Origin of the sequence: Psychroserpens sp. S379A, assembly GCF_049800755.1 — a bacterium.
GTDB lineage: Bacteria > Bacteroidota > Bacteroidia > Flavobacteriales > Flavobacteriaceae > Psychroserpens.
This window is the reverse complement of sequence record NZ_JBNAFQ010000004.1, coordinates 1-18293: the sequence shown is the minus strand read 5'-3', so window position 1 is coordinate 18293 and position 18293 is coordinate 1. Positions and strand designations below refer to the sequence as shown.

The following is an 18293-nucleotide window of genomic DNA, read 5'->3' as shown; positions in this document are numbered from 1 at the left end:
GGACTATATTTTTGTGTTAATTATTAAGCTTTTCAATCATAAAAAATACTAATTTTGTGCATATCATTCTTACAATATGCCGCAAACAACAAACACTATATTAATGATTCGTCCTGTGAATTTCAGGATGAATGAGCAAACTGCTGTAAACAATTATTTTCAAGAAGACTTAGCTATTAAAAATGCTGAGATCAATACAAAAGCTCAAGCAGAGTTTGATGCTTTTGTAGAAAAATTAAGAGCAGTTGGAGTACAAGTTATCGTTGTTGAAGATGATAAATTAGCAGATACTCCAGATTCTATATTTCCTAATAATTGGGTAAGTTTTCATGATGATGGCACTGTGGTGATGTATCCAATGTTTGCTGAAAATAGAAGAAAAGAACGTCGTGAAGATGTATTTATTCGTTTAGAAGAAGAAGGGTTTTTAATTGAAAACATTGTTGATTATACTAGTGCTGAAGCTGAAGGTCTCTTTCTTGAAGGTACTGGAAGCTTACTGATAGATCGTGTTAATTCAAAAGTGTATTGTGCCTTATCTGCTCGTGCTGATGAAGATTTAGTGATTGAGTTTTGTGAAGATTTTGAATGTACTCCAGTGATTTTCACTGCTAATCAAACAGTTGAAGGACAGCGTTTGCCAATATATCATACAAATGTCATGATGTGTTTGGCCGAAAAATTTGCAGTAATATGTTTGGATTGTATTGATGATAAAAAGGAACGTAAAAATGTGGTTAAACATCTTAAGCAAGATGGTAAAGCTATCATTGAGATATCTGAAGCGCAAATGCATCAGTTTGCAGGAAACATGTTACAAGTTCAAGGTGATAACAATCAACGATATCTAGTAATGAGTAAAGCGGCTCATGATAGTCTCACGCCAAAGCAAGTACAAACCATAGAACACTATTGTCCTATTTTATCAAGTTCTCTAGAAACTATAGAAACCTGTGGAGGAGGAAGTGCTCGTTGTATGATGGCAGAAGTGTTTTTACCTAAAGTGTAGTTTGTATGCTATCAGAATGATTTGATTGTACAACTTTCAACTACTATTTTATTTGTCTGTTTTAGCAAATCCTGTGCTTACAAAATTTGAAAAATTAGAAGTGGCACGAAATTCATATCCAGTTGAAGAGACTCCTATAACTTCAATAAAAAGTGTGTCTGTTTTTTTTGCTTTAGGAAACATATCACTACCTTTTAATATAGTTCTATTAAAAAGAGCATAGTTGCATTCATCAATCCATATTAAATCAAATTTAGAGTGAATACCTAACTGTTCAATTATTTCTTCTTGAGAAGATTCTTTTCTTATAAGTACTGAAAATCCATAGTTTTCATTTTCAATAATATAAGTTCCGGTTTTTACAGTATTACAGTTTTGAGTAGTAAATAAGAAGCCTGTAAGAGCAAAAATAAGAGGAAATATTTTGTTCATAAAATGTTAATCTGTCTAACACATGCTATTTAGGATTTTATTAATCCAGCTTATTAAAAATATAGCCACCTTTTTCGGCTCCCCAAATATGTTCGCCTTTGTCATCAAAGCCACGATCCCAAGAGATGATTTTATCTGAAAAAATTTCAACTTCACTGGTAGCATAAGACGCTCCATATAATGTGCTTTCACATGTTTTTTCTCCAGTTTGACCTTTGTAGTAGTCTTTGTCAATGCGCTTAAGTATAACTTCGCAGCCTTCTTTTTTTGCAACTTGATTTATAGATAATGAATCAAATGCTTTTGGAGTTTTCCATTTGCCAATCCATAATGAATCATGCTCAATAGTATAAATTGCAGAACTGAACATACTATCATTTACTTGAGTAACTTCATAAATGCGTTGTCTGTAAGGTTTATTTTGTCTAGCATTTAAAGCTTGTTCTACATATAAATAATTGCCTTTATCTTCCCAAATAGGATACATATGTAGCGAAATATTAAAATAGGTTGAGTCAAGTTCAGCTTGGATTTCAGAATTGAATGAACCTTGCATCATGCCAAATAACTCTTCAAGATGATTAGCTTTAGTTGTTTCAGTAGTTTCAGGTGTTTTTTCAGAATTTTTACAACTAAAAACTAGTGTTAGAATAGCAAGAGATAAAATAATACGTTTCATGTTAGATTGATTTTGTGCTAAGATACACAAAATACTAAGATTCAACAGGTCTTTTTTTGGGAAGCTCAACATAGAACTTTGTACCAACATTTGGTGTGCTTTCCACCCAAATACGACCATTATTTAACTCTACCAATTCTTTACAAATGCTTAGTCCTAAACCAGTTCCTTTTTCATTATCAGTACCTCTAGTTGTAAAGGTTCCGTTTTGAAATAACTTATCAACATTTTCACGAGAGATTCCAACTCCAGTATCTTCAACACATATTAAACAGTTTCCATCGTGATCGTTATTAGAAACTGTAATAACATCTCCAACACGTGTAAACTTAACTGCATTCGTGATTAAGTTTTGTATTACAATTTCGATCATGCTTTTGTCTGCATAAATAAAATCTCTATGAGATTCGTCAATAAGAACAATACGTTTTTGTTCCACCTTTTGCTCAACAAGTGCCATTTTATTTTGGAATACTTCTTGAATATTAAACAATTCGGCTTTTGGTTTAAGGTTTTGCATTTGCGACTTAGACCAATTTAAAAGATTGAAAAGTAATGATGATGCATTGTCTGCATTTTCACTTAATTCTGGAATTAAATCGTAAAATTCTTCGCGTGAGATGCTATCTTCTTTTAAAAGGTCTATAAATCCTTTAATTGAAGAAATTGAATCTTTTAAGTCGTGAGATACAATTGAAAACAAACGATCTTTGACTTTATTAATGTCTTCTAAGTTTTTATTTTGCTCAGAAAGCACTTCATTTTGTAATTGTATTTGCTCATTTTTAGCTTGTAATGCTCTGTTTGTTTTTAAGGAACCTCTACGCTTTAAATGCATAAGAAGTAATATAGTAGTCACAATTAAAAAGGCTGCTATTAAAACGTAAGCAATAGCTTTTAGCTTTTTTATGTATTCTTCATTTTTCTTTTTTTCTTCCTGTTTTGCTAGAGTGTTGAACTCATCATCTTTTGTTGTATCAATAACTTCATTGACGATGGTTTTTGTATCTACAGGAATCTTAGGCTGTTTTGCTTTTTCTAATTCTTCTTTTAATGAATAGTACTTGCCTTGCCAAAAGAAAGCATTTTGAAACTTACCATTAATAGAATCTAACTCTTTTCGTAATCGATAGTTTTTTAAAAGCTCTGGTTTATTATTAATTTTTGAAGCAATTGTATAAGCTTCATTGAGTTGAATTCCAGCTAGTTTTACTTTCTTTTGAAGCATATTCAACTCACCAATTGCATTCAAACTTCTTAAAATACCATCGTTGTTTTTTGTTCTTCTATTAAACTTTAAGCCTTCAACTAAATATTGAGCAGCTTTATTATAATCTTTAAATTGTAAATACTCACTACCAATTTTTGGAAGCACTTCGCCTCTTATAGCTTGGTCTTGTTCTGGATTTAATAGCATTAATACTTTTTCGTAATACTCAATAGCTTTTCGGTGTTCTTTTCTGTCAGAATATAGCGACGCAATATTTTTGGTTGAGGTTTTAATTCCAGCACTATCCTTAAGTTGCTCTCTTACATTTAAGGCTTTAATATTAAACTCTAAAGCTTTATCTACTTGATGTGTATTGTAATAAGCTTCAGCTAAATTGTTATAAGCCGAACTTAGTTCGTCGAGAAGATTTCTAGTTTCAAACGTTTGAATTGCAGATAAGGAGTTTTCTAAACCAACACTATAATTACCTCGTTTAATTTCTATTAGACCTATACTATTATTTACTTTAGCAATGCCTAAAGTGTCTCCTAATTGTTTATAATACTTTCTTGATTTGTTGTAACCATCAATAGCATTATAGTAATCATCTTTTTGCGAATAGATTAATGCTTTGTAGTAATTAACGTCTGCAATGCCTTTAGTATGGTTTAAAAACTTTGAAAGTCTTTCGGTTTGATCAATATACAAAAGTGCTTTTTTAAAGTTCTTGCTTTTGTACAATGCTTTAATCAAATACAATGATGTATCTACCTTAGAAGAATCTTGTTTTTGATAAGCTAATTGTATGGTAAGACTATCGATCTCATTTGTTTGCGAAAAACAAAAAAGCGAAGAACATAAAACAGCTAATGTAATTAACCGTTTCATAGCGTTGTATTTAAAGTTACCGAGTTAATTAAATACTTATTATAAGCCTTGAGGGAAAGGGAAAACAAGTTTAAAAAAGTCAAGGGCAACCTCAATAATGATTGAATATTAAGTTTCATCAACATTTGGGACTCTTGATTAATAGCTTACCAAAAATGAATAAAAGGGTTCTAAAATGCTAATTTTCGGGTTTTATTACCTAAAAATTAGATAAAGTGGTCTTTAAGTTTTTTTTAAATATCGACGAATAGATAAACGGCAAAAATCATAGAAAAACGACACTTTTGTCGATGAAATGCATTTTTTAACACAAAACACTGATTGTTAGTGTTTTGATTTGGTTTGTATGAGGTGTTTTTTAGTGCAAAAAATAAGCTTTTTGAGCTTTAAACTGAATAAAAAAATCGAAATAACAGTGTTATGTGTTTAATTCTTGACCAAACTTAATCATGTTTCCATCGCTATCCAAGATTGCAAATTCTCGCATGCCATAAGGTTTGTCTTCTAATGTGCCATTAGGATGAATTACGTCTTGAAGTTTTAGCTCTTCGTATAAGATGTCAATGTCTTCAACATCAACATAACAACTGGTATTTTCAGGATGAATTTTGTCATTGCACTTCCAAAAATGAACTACAAATTGATCTCGAGCAATAATAGCATAATTATCATCAAGATAACCAAGACGGTTAAATCCGAGTTTTGTTTTATAAAATTCAACAGTTTTTTTGATATCTAAAGATGCTAAAACTGGAATACCTCGTAATAAATGCTTTTGTCGTTCCATAAAATTATTGATTGTATCGACTTCTAAAATAATCAATAAAAGCAAGCGAGAGTCATAAAAAAATAATAAAAAACCTATCTTTGCAAACTTATAAATACAGACAAAATGAATCTTCAGGAGACACTTTCAAATCATGTAAAACAGGCTATACAATCAATTTATAGTACTGAATTAGAATCGGTTGAATTTCAAGCCACTCGAAAAGAATTTGCAGGAGATATTACTGTGGTTGTGTTTCCTATGTTGCGCGTTGTAAAAGGAAATCCTGTTCAAATTGGTGAGCAAATCGGACAGTATTTAGTCGAGTATGTTGCTGAAGTAAAAGCTTTTAATGTGGTCAAAGGATTTTTAAATCTTGAAATTAATGATGTTCATTTTATCAATTTTTTCAATAGCATAAAAGACAATAATAACTTCGGATTTGTAACACCTTTAGCTTCTGAAAAAGCTATCATGGTTGAGTATTCTTCGCCTAATACTAACAAGCCGTTGCATTTAGGGCATATTAGAAATAACTTATTGGGTTATAGTGTTTCTGAAATTTTAAAAGCTTCAGGAAAGAAAGTTTATAAAACGCAAATCATTAACGACAGAGGCATTCATATTTGTAAAAGTATGTTAGCTTGGAAGCGCTTCGGAAACGGAGAAACTCCAGAATCTACTGGATTAAAAGGCGATAAGCTCGTTGGAAATTACTACGTAAAGTTTGACCAAGAATATAAAGCAGAAATTCAAGATTTAATATCTCAAGGACAATCTGAAGAGGACGCAAAGAAGAATGCGCCTTTATTATTAGAAGCTCAACAAATGCTTCAACAATGGGAAGCTGGAGATGCAGAGACAGTTGCGCTTTGGAAAAAAATGAATGCTTGGGTTTATGAAGGCTTTAATGAAACGTATAAGAATTTAGGAGTAGATTTTGACCAATTATACTACGAAAGTGAAACCTATTTACTGGGAAAAGAATTTGTCGCCGAAGGTTTAAAAACTGGTGTTTTCTATAAGAAGGATGATGGTTCTGTTTGGTGTGACCTTACTGAAGATGGTTTAGACGAAAAAATTGTATTGCGTAGCGATGGAACTGCAGTGTATATGACACAAGATATTGGAACTGCGATTCAGCGTGTAAAAGATTTTCCAGATGTTGGAGGTATGGTGTATACGGTTGGAAATGAACAAGAATATCATTTTCAAGTCTTATTCTTAATTATAAAAAAGTTAGGTTTTGAATGGGCTAAAAATTTATATCACTTAAGCTACGGAATGGTCGATTTGCCTTCAGGAAAAATGAAGAGTAGAGAAGGCACTGTTGTTGATGCTGATGATTTAATTGTAGAAATGGCTCAAACTGCTGAAGAAATTTCTAAAGAACTTGGTAAATTAGATGGTTATTCAGACTCTGAAAAACAAACCTTATACAAGACTATTGGATTGGGTGCTTTAAAATATTTCATTCTGAAAGTCGATCCTAAAAAGCGCATTTTGTTTGATCCAAAAGAATCTATCGACTTTCAAGGAAATACTGGACCTTTTATTCAGTATACTTATGCTAGAATTCAGTCCATCTTACGAAAATCTGACGTGAATGAAAATACCATATTGAACCTAGCAGAGATAGTACTTCATGAAAAAGAAAAAGAATTGTTGAAGCAATTAGAATTATTTCCAGAGGTGATTCAAAATGCAGCAGCACAACATAGTCCTGCTTTAATTGCTAACTATACTTATGAGTTGGTGAAAGAGTTCAATTCATTTTATCAAAACGTATCTATTTTAGGCGCAGAAAAAGAAACCGAAAAAGTATTTAGAGTACAATTGTCTAAAACAGTTGCAAATGTTATTAAAAACGCATTTGGTTTATTAGGTGTTGATGTTCCTGAGCGTATGTAGTTTAAAATTCACCAATTGGAAACTTTAATTTTGTGAGTTTCTCTTCAGTCATTTTAAAAAGTTTGTTTCTAAACTATTTTTTATTCAGAAATTAAAAACGCACTCTAAAACTAACGTTTGGCGTAATGCCTAACGACAAATTATCGATTGTTACAATGTCATCATTTTCATCTCTAGCAAAATATGTATTGATGACATTCTTTCTGTCAAGTAAATTCCAGATAGAAGCTCCAATAGAAGCATCTAATTTTTTACTAAACTTTAATTTATAGGTTGCCGAAATATCTGTTCTAAAATAGTTGCTTAGGTTATTGCTATTTGGAGATTGGTATTCAATATTAGAGTTTGCTGTATTTTGAATTTCTGAAGGAAGCGTAGTCGGTTTACCAGAATGCCAATTAAAACCAAGTGCTAGTTTTAAATTGTTTACAACGTAAGTGCCAGCAAAAGTAAGCGCATGCCTAATATCTAAATTGTTTCTAAAGGTATTACCATCGTTTAAATTTTGAAAAGTGTAGTCATTATTGCTATACGAATAGCTTAACCATGTACTAAACGTTTCAAATTGTTTATTAATTAAAAAATCAACACCTTTTACTTGATATTTTCCTGTATCGTTAATAAATTGAAACTGGTTTTGAAACCCTTGACTTCTACTGGTAATCCCTTCAACATCTTTAATAAAAGCTTCAGCGCTAATGAATAATTGATTTTTATTATAGTGAATACCAAAAGCGCCTTGAGTACTTTTTATAATTGGTATGTCTTCGTTGTTAGATAAAATCCATCGTCGTTTTTCAATGCCTAAAAAGTCATTTTGAAGGTCGATGATTTGAGATGTGGTCTGACTTTTAAACTCTGCTAAAAATTCTAATCTAAAATTATTATTAAGCTTATGGCTTACTGAAAGTCTAGGTTCTGTAAAGAGTTCGGAGAATTGTTCGATGTAATTGGCTCTTAGTCCAATTCTTGCATAAGTGTTTTTATTTGCTGAAGTAAATTCGGCTTCGCCATAAATGGAGTGTGTGCGATTTACTTCCTTAACTAAGCTCGTAAAATCAGGCACGTCGAGTTCTTCAAAATTGCTAATAATAACTTCGCTAAACTGATAGCCACCATGTAATTTTAAGTGGTCGTCAACATGATTGATGGCATTAATCTTTATTCCAAAATCACTAACCTCGTTTTCTTGATTTTGACGTTGACTATTAATGACATCAAAATTAGTAGCTTTTAAATCGTAATTAGAAACATATACTTGAGCAGTCGTAGTGAGTTTGTTATTCCAATATTTTAAATATTGAACTCCAGCAGCAAAATTATTTTGTTCAAGAGTATTTGTCAATGATTCGTCTTCGTTTACTAGAGACAATTGATCGTAGGTTAAACTGTTATTAATGGTTGAAAAATTAAACCGAATTTGATCCTGATCTGTAACGTCGTAAAGCAATTTTGTAGCAACATCGTAAAAATAAAAGCGTTCGTTATTAGATACAACAGAGGTAGGATTTTGTTGTGAATTTGAAAAGTCTGAGTCCTGAAACACGCGTTGTAAATATTGGTCGTAGGTTGGTGTAAAAATAAAATCGGTAACAGAACGTCTTGCTGATAATTGAATTTCGGCTTTTTGAGTTAATGGTACTTTTGCAAATCCATCGGCATGAATGAGATTAAAGCCTGCTCCAGCCTTGAAGTCTTGATCTAAACTATTAGACTGTTGCATGTCGATAACACTCGAAACACCATCACCATAAATAACACTGGTTCCATTTTTTGAGACATTAATATCAGTCGTTAAATATGGATTGAATGCAGATACTAATCCGAAGAAATGTCCAGATTGATACATTTTAATGCCATCCCAAAGAATAAGATTTTGGTCATGTGTGCCTCCTCTAACATTGATATTTGAAACCGTTTCATCAACACTTAAAATACCAGGAAGCGCTTGAATAGTTTGTAAAATATCTGGCTCAATAAGTCCAGGAAGAATGCCGAAATCTTTAGTTTTTATAGCGATTTTACCATCACTTTTTTTCGAAATTCCTTTAGTTAAATAATTTGTGATGACAACCTCTTCTAGTTTTTCAGTAATAAATTTACTTAAGGGATTATTGCGTTTTGAAATAACAATATTATGGTCGTCAATAATAATAAAATCAAGATTTGTTTGTGCTTTTAGATAATTTAAAAGTGCTTCTAGAGTGAGTTCTCTTTTTGGTTTTTTTATGATTACATCTGCAATAGTCTGATCAATATAAGTGAAATTTATACTGTATTGTGGTTCTAATTCAATTAAAATTTTAGCAAGAGGTTGTAAGTCTTCATTAGTGTCTTGAGCAATACTGCTATTGATACTAGAGAAAAATAAAAATATAAAAAGATAAAAGATACCTTTCTTACTCACGCTTTAATGTAATGATATTGTCAGTTTTACTATACGTTAAATGTAACGGTAAAGTAATGGATTTTAAGGCAATTTCAATATCATTATGAGTAAAACTTCCTGTAAATAATTGAGAATCGTCAATATTTTCAAGAGAAATTAAAACATCATGTTGTCTTTCAAACTCTGCAATAACTTCTCGATAAGGCAGACTTTTAAAACGACTTTGATTTTGTAACCAATATGGAGCGGATTGAATTTCTTTTTCAGTAGTAATTAATTTCCCATCTAAGATAAAGAATGAATCTCCAGGTGATAATTTAGTAGTATTGTTTTTATGAGTAACGGCAACTTTTCCTTCGTAACAAATTACTTCAAAATAATTTTCACGATGTTTCACATTAAACTGAGTTCCTAAAACAGATACAATACCTTCATCGGTTTTAACATCAAAACGTGATCCTTTTGCAACTTTAAAAAAAGCTTCACCTTGTAAAGAGACTTCCCGTTGATCATTCCAACTATGTTTATTAAAAGCAAGAGATGACATAGCGTTAAGCTCAACTTTTGAATGGTCTGGTAATTCAATAGATTGCTTTTGAGAAGCTACTGTGTTGACAATAGTATCTAAAGTTGTTGTGTAAAAATATACTCCAAAGCAAATTACGAAAACTGCTGCTATTTTGATAGCTGTAGATAGCCAATTTGTGTTCTTTTTTGGAGTTGTTTTTATGGTGTTTAAAACCTGCTCTAACTGCTCAGAGGTATTATATTCTGGAGCTTTAAAGTGCTTTAGGTTAGTGTCTAACTGGGTTAATGACTCATAATCTTCAAGCTGCTTAAAAGCTTCAAGTTCTTGAGCATTTAGGTCGTGATCTAACCACTTTTGTATGAGTTTTTCTCTGTTCATGATTTTGTATACATCTATATAACAGCTATATGAATAAAATTCCTACCCTTATATTTTTAAGAATTTTAATTTTAAAGTTCATCAATGTCTTCTCTTAATTTTTTTAAAGCACCATAAATTCGTTTTTCTACAGCTTTGGTCGAAATATCTAACAATGCAGCAATCTCTTTAAAGCGTTTTCCTTCAACGCGATTCATTAAAAATGCGACACGCTGGGCTTCGGTTAAATTAGAAATCGCTTTATTTAATTTGTCCTGATATTCTTTTTCTTGTAATAAGAATTCTGGTGTTTCATTAGTACTAAATTTGGGTTTTATTTGTTGGTGTTTTCTTACAACTTTTTGATGCGCATAAGCATTTAGCATTAAATTATTTGCTGTAGTAAATAAAAAACTTTTGGCTTTGTTAGGTGAGATTTTTCCACAATTCTCCCAGAGTTTTACAAAGGCTTCTTGAACTTTATCTTGTGGGCTAAGAGTGCTTCCAAACTTATAATACAAGAAATTATTTAGATCTTCAGAGTATTTTGAAAATAATGAAGAGAATAACCGTTCTTCGCAAATATTATCATTAAGCGGTTTAGGCATAGTTTGTTAATTGAAGCAATTTTAAATTTAGGTAAAGGTAGGTGATTTTTATGTTTAATTGTTATATAATAAACAATGATACAAACATATAAATTCTGTTTTAACTTGTAAAACGAATTAAAATTTCTATTGTTTTTAATTCATAAATAGTTAATAAAACTGAACCGCTTAAATTTTAGTTTTAGTTTTTAGTTGGTAAAAAGGATTGCTGTTTTAGCAATCCTTTTTTTATACTGTATTTTATAGAACATCACTTTATAAATACATCACAAATACTTAAATTTGCATTTTTGCAATGGCACCTAAAATAGTTAAGGTGAATAATTAATTTTGAAGAAAGACTATGTTTAATAATTTAAGTGAAAAGTTAGATAAGGCGTTACATGTTTTAAAAGGACATGGAAGTATTACAGAAGTCAATGTTGCTGAAACTTTAAAAGAAGTTCGAAGAGCTTTATTAGATGCCGATGTTAACTTTAAAATCGCTAAAGAGTTTACCAATAAAGTAAAAGATAAAGCTTTAGGGCAAAACGTTCTTACAAGTTTACAGCCTGGACAACTAATGGTAAAGCTTGTAAAAGATGAACTTACTGAGCTTATGGGAGGAGATGCCGAAGGAATTAACCTTTCTGGTGCACCAAGCGTGATTTTAATGTCTGGTCTTCAAGGTTCTGGTAAGACTACCTTTTCAGGAAAATTAGCAAATTATTTAAAAAATAAGAAAACAAAAAAACCATTACTAGTAGCTTGTGATGTGTATCGTCCTGCAGCAATTGATCAATTACATGTAGTTGGAGAACAAATTAATGTTGAGGTTTATAGTGATAAAGGAAATAGTGATCCAGTTGCTATTGCTCAAGCAGGTATAGCACATGCAAAGGCTAATGGTCATAATGTCGTCATTATTGATACAGCTGGTCGTTTGGCTGTAGATGAAGCAATGATGACAGAAATTTCTAATATTCATAAAGCCATTCAGCCACAAGAAACACTTTTTGTTGTTGATTCTATGACAGGTCAAGATGCTGTTAATACAGCAAAAGCGTTTAACGATATCTTGAATTTTGATGGTGTTATCCTAACCAAATTAGATGGTGACACTCGAGGTGGAGCAGCGATTTCTATTAAGTCGGTTGTAGATAAACCAATTAAGTTTATTGGTACAGGTGAAAAGATGGAAGCTATTGATGTGTTCTATCCATCACGTATGGCAGATCGTATTTTAGGAATGGGAGATGTTGTATCGCTTGTTGAAAGAGCTCAGGAGCAATATGATGAAGAGGAAGCTAGGAAAATTCAAAAGAAAATAGCTAAAAATCAATTTGGTTTTGATGACTTTCTGAAGCAAATTCAGCAGATTAAGAAAATGGGTAATATGAAAGACCTTATCGGAATGATTCCTGGAGCTGGAAAAATGATGAAAGATATTGATATTGACGATGATGCCTTTAAAGGTATTGAAGCTATTATTCATTCGATGACACCTGAAGAACGCTCAAATCCTTCCGTTATAAATGCAAGTCGAAAAAAACGTATTGGAAAAGGCTCAGGAACTTCAGTTCAGGAAGTCAATCAGTTGTTGAAACAATTCAACCAAATGAGCAAAATGATGAAGATGATGCAAGGCGGAAAAGGTAAAGCCATGATGCAAGCCATGAAAGGCGGAATGCGTTAATTTTTTATCAATACTAATAAGTAATTAATATATACCAACATGACAATCTTAGACGGTAAAAAAGTAAGTAATGACATTAAAGATGAAATTGCTGAACAAGTCAATAAAATGAAAGCTAAAGGTGAAAAAGTACCACATTTAGCAGCTATTATTGTTGGTAATGATGGAGCAAGTCTTACTTATGTTGGCAGTAAGGTTCGCGCTTGTGAACGTGTAGGTTTTGAGTCTACTATGGTTCGTATGTCTAATACAACCAGTGAAATAGAGTTGTTAGATAAGATTGAAGAATTGAATCAGGATGATGATATAGATGGGTTTATTATTCAGCTGCCTTTGCCGCCTCAAATTAATACACAAAAAGTATTAATGGCTGTTAATCCTAGTAAAGATGTAGATGGTTTCCATCCTGAAAACTTCGGAAAAATGGCTCTAGATATGAGTACATTTATTCCAGCAACACCTTTTGGGATTTTGGAACTAATTGATCGTTATGGTGTTGAAACACAAGGAAAACATACCGTAGTGATTGGAAGAAGTCATATTGTTGGTAGGCCAATGAGTATTTTAATGGGACGTAAAGGATTTCCAGGAAACTCAACAGTAACACTCACACATAGTCGTACTAAAAATATTACTCAAATTACATCACAAGCAGATATTATAATATCAGCGTTAGGAGTGCCTAATTTTTTAAAGGCTGAAATGGTCAAAGATGATGCAGTTATTATTGATGTCGGAATTACAAGAGTTCCAGATGAAACGACTCCTAAAGGTTATAGAATTACTGGTGATGTAGATTTTGACAATGTGAGTAAAAAAGCGAGCTACATCACTCCTGTTCCAGGAGGTGTTGGACCAATGACCATCGCAATGTTACTTAAAAATACCTTGTTGGCAAGAGAACAGCGTATGTAAATCAAATTAGTTATATTGCTTTATGCAAGTAACTTTTCTGTCATTGCAAAGAGTAAGGGTTGGTTCACTTGAACACATTATACCTATCTGTATTGCTATATTACTTTCTGTATTGCTAATTAAATATGCTCAGCACACTTCAAATCAAAAAGTAGAAACCAGACTTTTTAGCACTTTAGCTGTTTTAGTATCTTTAAGTGTTTTTAGTTTTCATGCATATCACATTGGTTTCAAATCCTATGATATAGAAACCGATTTACCGCTTTATTTATGTAGTTTGGTAGCGCTTTTGATACCTATATTTTCTTACTACAGAAAGTATTGGATGTTCGAAATTTTAGTGTTTTGGATTATAGCTGGAACTATTCAAGGCGTTATCACTCCAGACATAGCTATGGGCTTTCCTAGTCTAGATTATTTTAGATATTGGATTGTTCATTTAGGATTATTGTGTATTATATTTTATGCAGTCTTTGTTTTTAAAATGAAACCAAAATTCAAAAGTATTTTTAAATCATTTTTTGCGCTTCAGTTATATGTAGTTTTAATTGTTGTCATCAATTATTTGCTCGATGCTAATTATTTTTACCTCAATCAAAAACCAAAATCTGCATCAATTTTAGATTATTTTGGAGAATGGCCTTATTATATCATCATTACTCAGTTAATAGTTTTACCACTGTTTTTTGTAGTGTATATGGTGTTTTATCTTATTTCTAAATATGAAAAAATATAATATTTTTTTGTGTAGCACTCTGTTTAACAGTGATTTGTAATCATAAGTTTTTTCTTACACATCTAATCGCTTAATCTTTTATTTCTGAGAATTGTCTAAAAGTCAATTGTTAATTGTCTTTTTTTTGTAGTTTCATTTTCGATTTAGTATCGCATTTCCCTACAGATATTATTTTTTTAAACACAATAGCATTTTTTTTATTGGTTGATTAATAGCTCTTCAACCCAAGTTTACATACACATGTAATCGGTTTATGTTTGGTTTAATCAATAAAAACCAATCATTATGAATTTACTTGCTATTAATTCGACTAAAAATTGTTGTGAAATATCCAACAATCGATTTTCAAAGCTAAAAGTCAAAAAGCAATTATTGCTTATTCTGACTTTTTTGTTTTTAGGAACTTTTAATTTGTTTTCTCAAACAACGGGAAGTTGTACACCTGCTGCTAATCCAGCATTTTCAACTGAATGTGATATGTGTGTTATTGTTATTTTGGATGAGTCAGGTTCAACAAGTAATATTTCAACACAAATAAAAAACGCCATGATTTCTTTTGCTGGAGCACTTAATGATCCGTGTTTAGATGTCAACATGGCTATTGTTGAATATGGTTCACGAGCGCGAATAGCTAATATTGGTGGTACTGCTGGATTTCGTTATGTAAATACAGATTTCGTGAATGATTTAACGCCTTATTTTGATGGAGGAGGAACTAGTGCAAGTACATATAATTCGTCAGGAGGTACAAATTGGGATCATGGCTTGCAAGTTGCAAAAACATTAGCAGATAGTCCAAGTGCTCCTTGTGATAATCCTTATATTGTAATGTTTTCAGATGGTAATCCAACGTATGCAGGATCTTTAAACCAGATAGGTAATGGCTTTAGTACATCTACTGATGTATTAGAAGCAGCCTGTAATTCTGCTAATGCACTAAAAAATAATGGTAGTAGAATTTTTACAGTAGCCTTGCCAAACCCTAATTTAGTTACGAGTAATGTTCAAGCGATAGAAAACGGTTCATCTAGTTTAGAGTATGTAAGTAGCAATCCTGGTGTTGGACAAACAACTAACATAAGATTAGCTGATTATTTAAGCACTAATTCATCAAATGTAGGAACAGCTTTTACTGCTTTAGCAGCAGGAATTGCTCAACCAACAATTTCAACCACATCTGTTAGTGGGCCAATTGATGGTTTCTGTCCAGAAATTATTGCTCCAACATTCACAGTAAATCACGATTGTCAAGGAGATCCAACACCAACAGTAAACACAAGTGGTCCTACTAATAATGGATGTGAATTTTCTCAAACATGGGAAGCAAGTTATGCACATACTGGTGTTTGTCCAGCTGTAGCTGAAAATGTTTCAATAACCTATACATGGTTTCAAGATACAACTGCTCCAACAATAAATTGTCCAACAGAAGTTATAGATTTAGGAGAAGATCCTAATCCACAGACATTACCAACAGAGGCAAGTGTTGAGGCTTATATAGAAACTTTATCAAATGATAATTGTGAGATTTTAAGCACAGTCGCTACTGCAGGTACTATTTCTAATTTAGATTGTGTTAATACGCAGGAGTTTACAGTTGTTGTAACTGATAAATGTGGTTTAATTGATGAATGCACGTTAACCTATACTTGGAGAACGGATTGTTGTGTTCCAGCAGCAACTTGTAATAATTTAATTGATGTGCCATTAGAAAGTTGTGTAGCAACAATTCCATCTAGTTACGATGCAGGTAATACTGATGCTGAAATAGCAGATGTGTTTTCTGGAGTTGTTACTTGTGGAATAGCAGGAATTAGGCATGAAGATAGTAACGCAGGAGATATTTGTAATGGAACAACAATTACAAGAACTTATTATTTAACCGATGATGGAGTAGATGTTCCAGGAGTAATTTGTACAAGAGATTTTGTTTTTACAGCTCCTAGTCTAACTATTAATTGCCCAACAAATGTAGTTTTGCCATCCTGCTCTACGGAACAAGTTATTATAGATGCTTATAATTTATGGGTGTCTGAGATTACTGTTAGTGGTGGTTGTAATACTATTTCAAATATAGCAGACATACCAGCTCTACCTTCTTACGATTGTGATGCAGGAGTTTTACTTAATTTTACTCTAGAGGCTTCAGACGATTGTGGTACTGTTTCTTGTGAAACGAGATTTTTAGTAGATGTTCCAGAAACATTAATAGTGTCTTGTCCTCAAGATGTTGTTTTGCCAGCGTGTTCTACAGAGCAAGAGATACTAGTAGCATACAACAATTGGGTTGGTGAATTTTTAGCTGAAGGCGATTGTAATTTGACGTCTAATATAGCAGATATACCAGCTTTACCAGCATATGATTGTGAGGCGCTTGTTTATATTGATTTCACTTTTGAAGCTTCAAATGATTGTGATACAGCGTCGTGTAATTCGAGATTTATAGTAGATAATGAAGAAACATTGCAAGTTGTATGCCCACAGGATGTTAATTTACCAGCATGTTCGACTGAACAAGAAATATTAACTGCATACAATAATTGGGTTGGTGACTTTTTAGCTGAGGGCGATTGTAATATGACTTCAAACATTGCAGATATACCAGCTTTACCAATATATGATTGTGATGCAGGAGTGAATTTACAATTTACACTTACAGCAGTTAATGCATGTGGTACTGCATCTTGTAGTTCTTCGTTTGTTGTGCAAGATGAGTTAGATTTAGAAGTAAACTGTCCGACAGGAGTAAGTTTAGATTCATCATCAACAGAGCAAGAGATTCAAGATGCTTACGATGCATGGAAGCTAGGATTCACAATGAATGGTGGATGTAATGCAACAGATAACTTAGATGCATTCCCAAGCTTGCCAGATTTTAATTGTGGTACAGCAGTAGACCTTAATTTTACATATACAGCAACAGATCGTTGTCATCCAAATGGAGTGAGTTGTAGTTCAACATTCTTAGTACCTGGAGTTATAGGATTGACAGTAGATTGTCCAACAGATGTATCTTTAGCGTCATGTGCAAGTGAAGCAGATATATTATCAGCATATAATACATGGATATCAGGATTTGGAGTAAATGATGGAGATAATCCAGTATCAAATATTGGAGACATTCCAGCATTACCAGCATACGAATGTGGAGTAGCAGTAGACTTATCGTTTACATTAAGAGCAACAGATGCTTGTCATCCAAATGGAGTGAGTTGTATGTCAACTTTTAAGGTTGAAGCAGCTCCTCCATTAGAATTAAGTTCAAAGCCAGATGATGTTACAACAAGTGCATGTGTAAATCCAGCAGATGAGTTTGCGTCATGGATATCAGCATTAGAGAGTATGAGTGCATCAGGAGGATGTAATGCATTAGTAGAGTATTCATTAGATTTAAATACATTATCAGTAGATGGTTATTGTAATACATCAGCACAAGTAATATCAGTAGATATAAATGCTAAAGATGATTGTGGAGAGACTAATCCAGTAACAGCAACATTTACAGTTCCAGCTTACTCAAATGATTTATCCTTATTAGGATCATGTCCAACGGACAATGAAGTTGAAGGCTGTTCAACAAATGCAGAGATATCATTAGCATTTGATTTATGGAAGTCAGCAGTGCTTTCAAATTTTAGTGCCACAGGAGGATGTAATGCAGAGGTAGAATATTCTACAGATGTGTCAGCTTTACAAGCACCAATACAATGTGGAAGTGTGGATCAAGTAATATCAGTAGATGTAAAAGCAATAGATGATTGTGGAGAAACATCAGTAACAACATGTAGTTTTACAGTTAAGGCTTTTGAATCTACATTGGAAGTCACAGATGTAGAGGATGAGATTTATGACTCATGTGATTACGCTTCTCAAGGCGAATTAGATTTAGTCTTCCAAGCGTTTCTAGATAAGTTTGGATTTACAGGAGGTTGTGATGCTTCGGGTCAATTAGCGAGTGCTTACAGTGCACCAGATTTATGTGCTGGTGGAACAGTAAATGTAACTTATAATGTGACAGATTTATGTGAGAATGGTAGTGATACAGCAAGTTTCACGATTACACCATCATCAGCATTAGAGGTGAGTTGTCCGACAGGAGTAAGTTTAGATTCATCATCAACAGAGGAAGAGATTCAAGATGCTTACGATGCATGGAAGCTAGGATTCACAATGAATGGTGGATGTAATG

13 protein-coding genes are annotated in these 18293 nt (G+C 32.5%); 6 read left to right on the top strand and 7 right to left on the bottom strand.

Annotated elements, in window-relative coordinates; translation table 11 throughout:
* Window positions 1-76: 76 nt before the first annotated feature.
* A complete protein-coding gene (gene ctlX / locus ACP15M_RS10675; RefSeq protein ID WP_425077206.1) occupies window positions 77-1009 on the top strand; it encodes a citrulline utilization hydrolase CtlX in 933 nt (310 codons plus the stop codon).
* Window positions 1010-1057: 48 nt separating this feature from the next.
* Here ctlX and ACP15M_RS10670 read toward each other — a convergent pair whose 3' ends face one another.
* The 4 genes from ACP15M_RS10670 to ACP15M_RS10655 all read right to left on the bottom strand — a co-directional run bounded on the left by ACP15M_RS10670 (window position 1058) and on the right by ACP15M_RS10655 (window position 5005).
* Window positions 1058-1441: a hypothetical protein gene (locus tag ACP15M_RS10670; RefSeq protein WP_425077205.1), complete on the bottom strand. Its 384-nt coding sequence runs from the start codon at window positions 1439-1441 to the stop codon at window positions 1058-1060.
* Window positions 1442-1481: 40 nt separating this feature from the next.
* Window positions 1482-2120: a chromophore lyase CpcT/CpeT gene (locus tag ACP15M_RS10665; protein WP_425077204.1), complete on the bottom strand. Its 639-nt coding sequence runs from the start codon at window positions 2118-2120 to the stop codon at window positions 1482-1484.
* Between the two features lie 34 nt (window positions 2121-2154).
* Window positions 2155-4218: a tetratricopeptide repeat-containing sensor histidine kinase gene (locus ACP15M_RS10660; RefSeq protein ID WP_425077203.1), complete on the bottom strand. Its 2064-nt coding sequence runs from the start codon at window positions 4216-4218 to the stop codon at window positions 2155-2157.
* A gap of 418 nt (window positions 4219-4636) precedes the next feature.
* A complete protein-coding gene (locus ACP15M_RS10655) occupies window positions 4637-5005 on the bottom strand; it encodes a bleomycin resistance protein (protein WP_425077202.1) in 369 nt (122 codons plus the stop codon).
* 105 nt (window positions 5006-5110) lie between these two features.
* Here ACP15M_RS10655 and argS point away from each other — a divergent pair, with 105 nt between their 5' ends.
* The gene (argS, locus tag ACP15M_RS10650) at window positions 5111-6895 is read left to right on the top strand and encodes an arginine--tRNA ligase (RefSeq protein WP_425077201.1); all 1785 of its coding nucleotides are present in this window, start codon (window positions 5111-5113) and stop codon (window positions 6893-6895) included.
* Window positions 6896-6986: 91 nt separating this feature from the next.
* Here argS and ACP15M_RS10645 read toward each other — a convergent pair whose 3' ends face one another.
* The 3 genes from ACP15M_RS10645 to ACP15M_RS10635 form a co-directional block, all read right to left on the bottom strand.
* Window positions 6987-9302 (bottom strand): TonB-dependent receptor plug domain-containing protein, encoded by a 2316-nt coding sequence (locus ACP15M_RS10645; RefSeq protein WP_425077200.1) that lies wholly within the window; start codon window positions 9300-9302, stop codon window positions 6987-6989.
* Complete coding sequence (locus ACP15M_RS10640) at window positions 9295-10191, bottom strand: FecR family protein (RefSeq protein ID WP_425077199.1); 897 nt, start codon at window positions 10189-10191, stop codon at window positions 9295-9297. Before ACP15M_RS10640 ends, ACP15M_RS10645 begins: the two co-directional genes overlap by 8 nt.
* 71 nt (window positions 10192-10262) lie before the next feature.
* Window positions 10263-10778, bottom strand: coding sequence for an RNA polymerase sigma factor (locus ACP15M_RS10635; protein WP_425077198.1), 516 nt, complete (start codon window positions 10776-10778; stop codon window positions 10263-10265).
* 343 nt (window positions 10779-11121) lie between these two features.
* Between ACP15M_RS10635 and ffh the strand changes: the two genes are divergently transcribed.
* From ffh to ACP15M_RS10615, 4 genes are all read left to right on the top strand, one after another.
* Window positions 11122-12453, top strand: coding sequence for a signal recognition particle protein (gene ffh, locus ACP15M_RS10630; protein ID WP_425077197.1), 1332 nt, complete (start codon window positions 11122-11124; stop codon window positions 12451-12453).
* 39 nt (window positions 12454-12492) lie between these two features.
* Entirely contained in the window at window positions 12493-13368 is an 876-nt protein-coding gene (locus ACP15M_RS10625; RefSeq protein WP_425077196.1) for a bifunctional 5,10-methylenetetrahydrofolate dehydrogenase/5,10-methenyltetrahydrofolate cyclohydrolase, read from the top strand.
* A 43-nt stretch (window positions 13369-13411) separates the two neighbouring features.
* Window positions 13412-14104, top strand: a complete 693-nt coding sequence (locus tag ACP15M_RS10620; protein ID WP_425077195.1) for a TIGR02206 family membrane protein — start codon at window positions 13412-13414, stop codon at window positions 14102-14104.
* 285 nt (window positions 14105-14389) lie between these two features.
* A partial coding sequence (locus tag ACP15M_RS10615) for a vWA domain-containing protein (protein ID WP_425077194.1) occupies window positions 14390-18293 on the top strand: 3904 nt, incomplete at its 3' end.

Bases quoted from the DNA above. Each gene is read 5' to 3' on its own strand.
- ctlX (WP_425077206.1), top strand. From the start codon at position 77: ATGCCGCAAACAACAAACACTATATTAATGATTCGTCCTGTGAATTTC.
- ACP15M_RS10670 (WP_425077205.1), bottom strand. From the start codon at position 1,441: ATGAACAAAATATTTCCTCTTATTTTTGCTCTTACAGGCTTCTTATTT.
- ACP15M_RS10665 (WP_425077204.1), bottom strand. From the start codon at position 2,120: ATGAAACGTATTATTTTATCTCTTGCTATTCTAACACTAGTTTTTAGT.
- ACP15M_RS10660 (WP_425077203.1), bottom strand. From the start codon at position 4,218: ATGAAACGGTTAATTACATTAGCTGTTTTATGTTCTTCGCTTTTTTGT.
- ACP15M_RS10655 (WP_425077202.1), bottom strand. From the start codon at position 5,005: ATGGAACGACAAAAGCATTTATTACGAGGTATTCCAGTTTTAGCATCT.
- argS (WP_425077201.1), top strand. From the start codon at position 5,111: ATGAATCTTCAGGAGACACTTTCAAATCATGTAAAACAGGCTATACAA.
- ACP15M_RS10640 (WP_425077199.1), bottom strand. From the start codon at position 10,191: ATGAACAGAGAAAAACTCATACAAAAGTGGTTAGATCACGACCTAAAT.
- ACP15M_RS10635 (WP_425077198.1), bottom strand. From the start codon at position 10,778: ATGCCTAAACCGCTTAATGATAATATTTGCGAAGAACGGTTATTCTCT.
- ffh (WP_425077197.1), top strand. From the start codon at position 11,122: ATGTTTAATAATTTAAGTGAAAAGTTAGATAAGGCGTTACATGTTTTA.
- ACP15M_RS10625 (WP_425077196.1), top strand. From the start codon at position 12,493: ATGACAATCTTAGACGGTAAAAAAGTAAGTAATGACATTAAAGATGAA.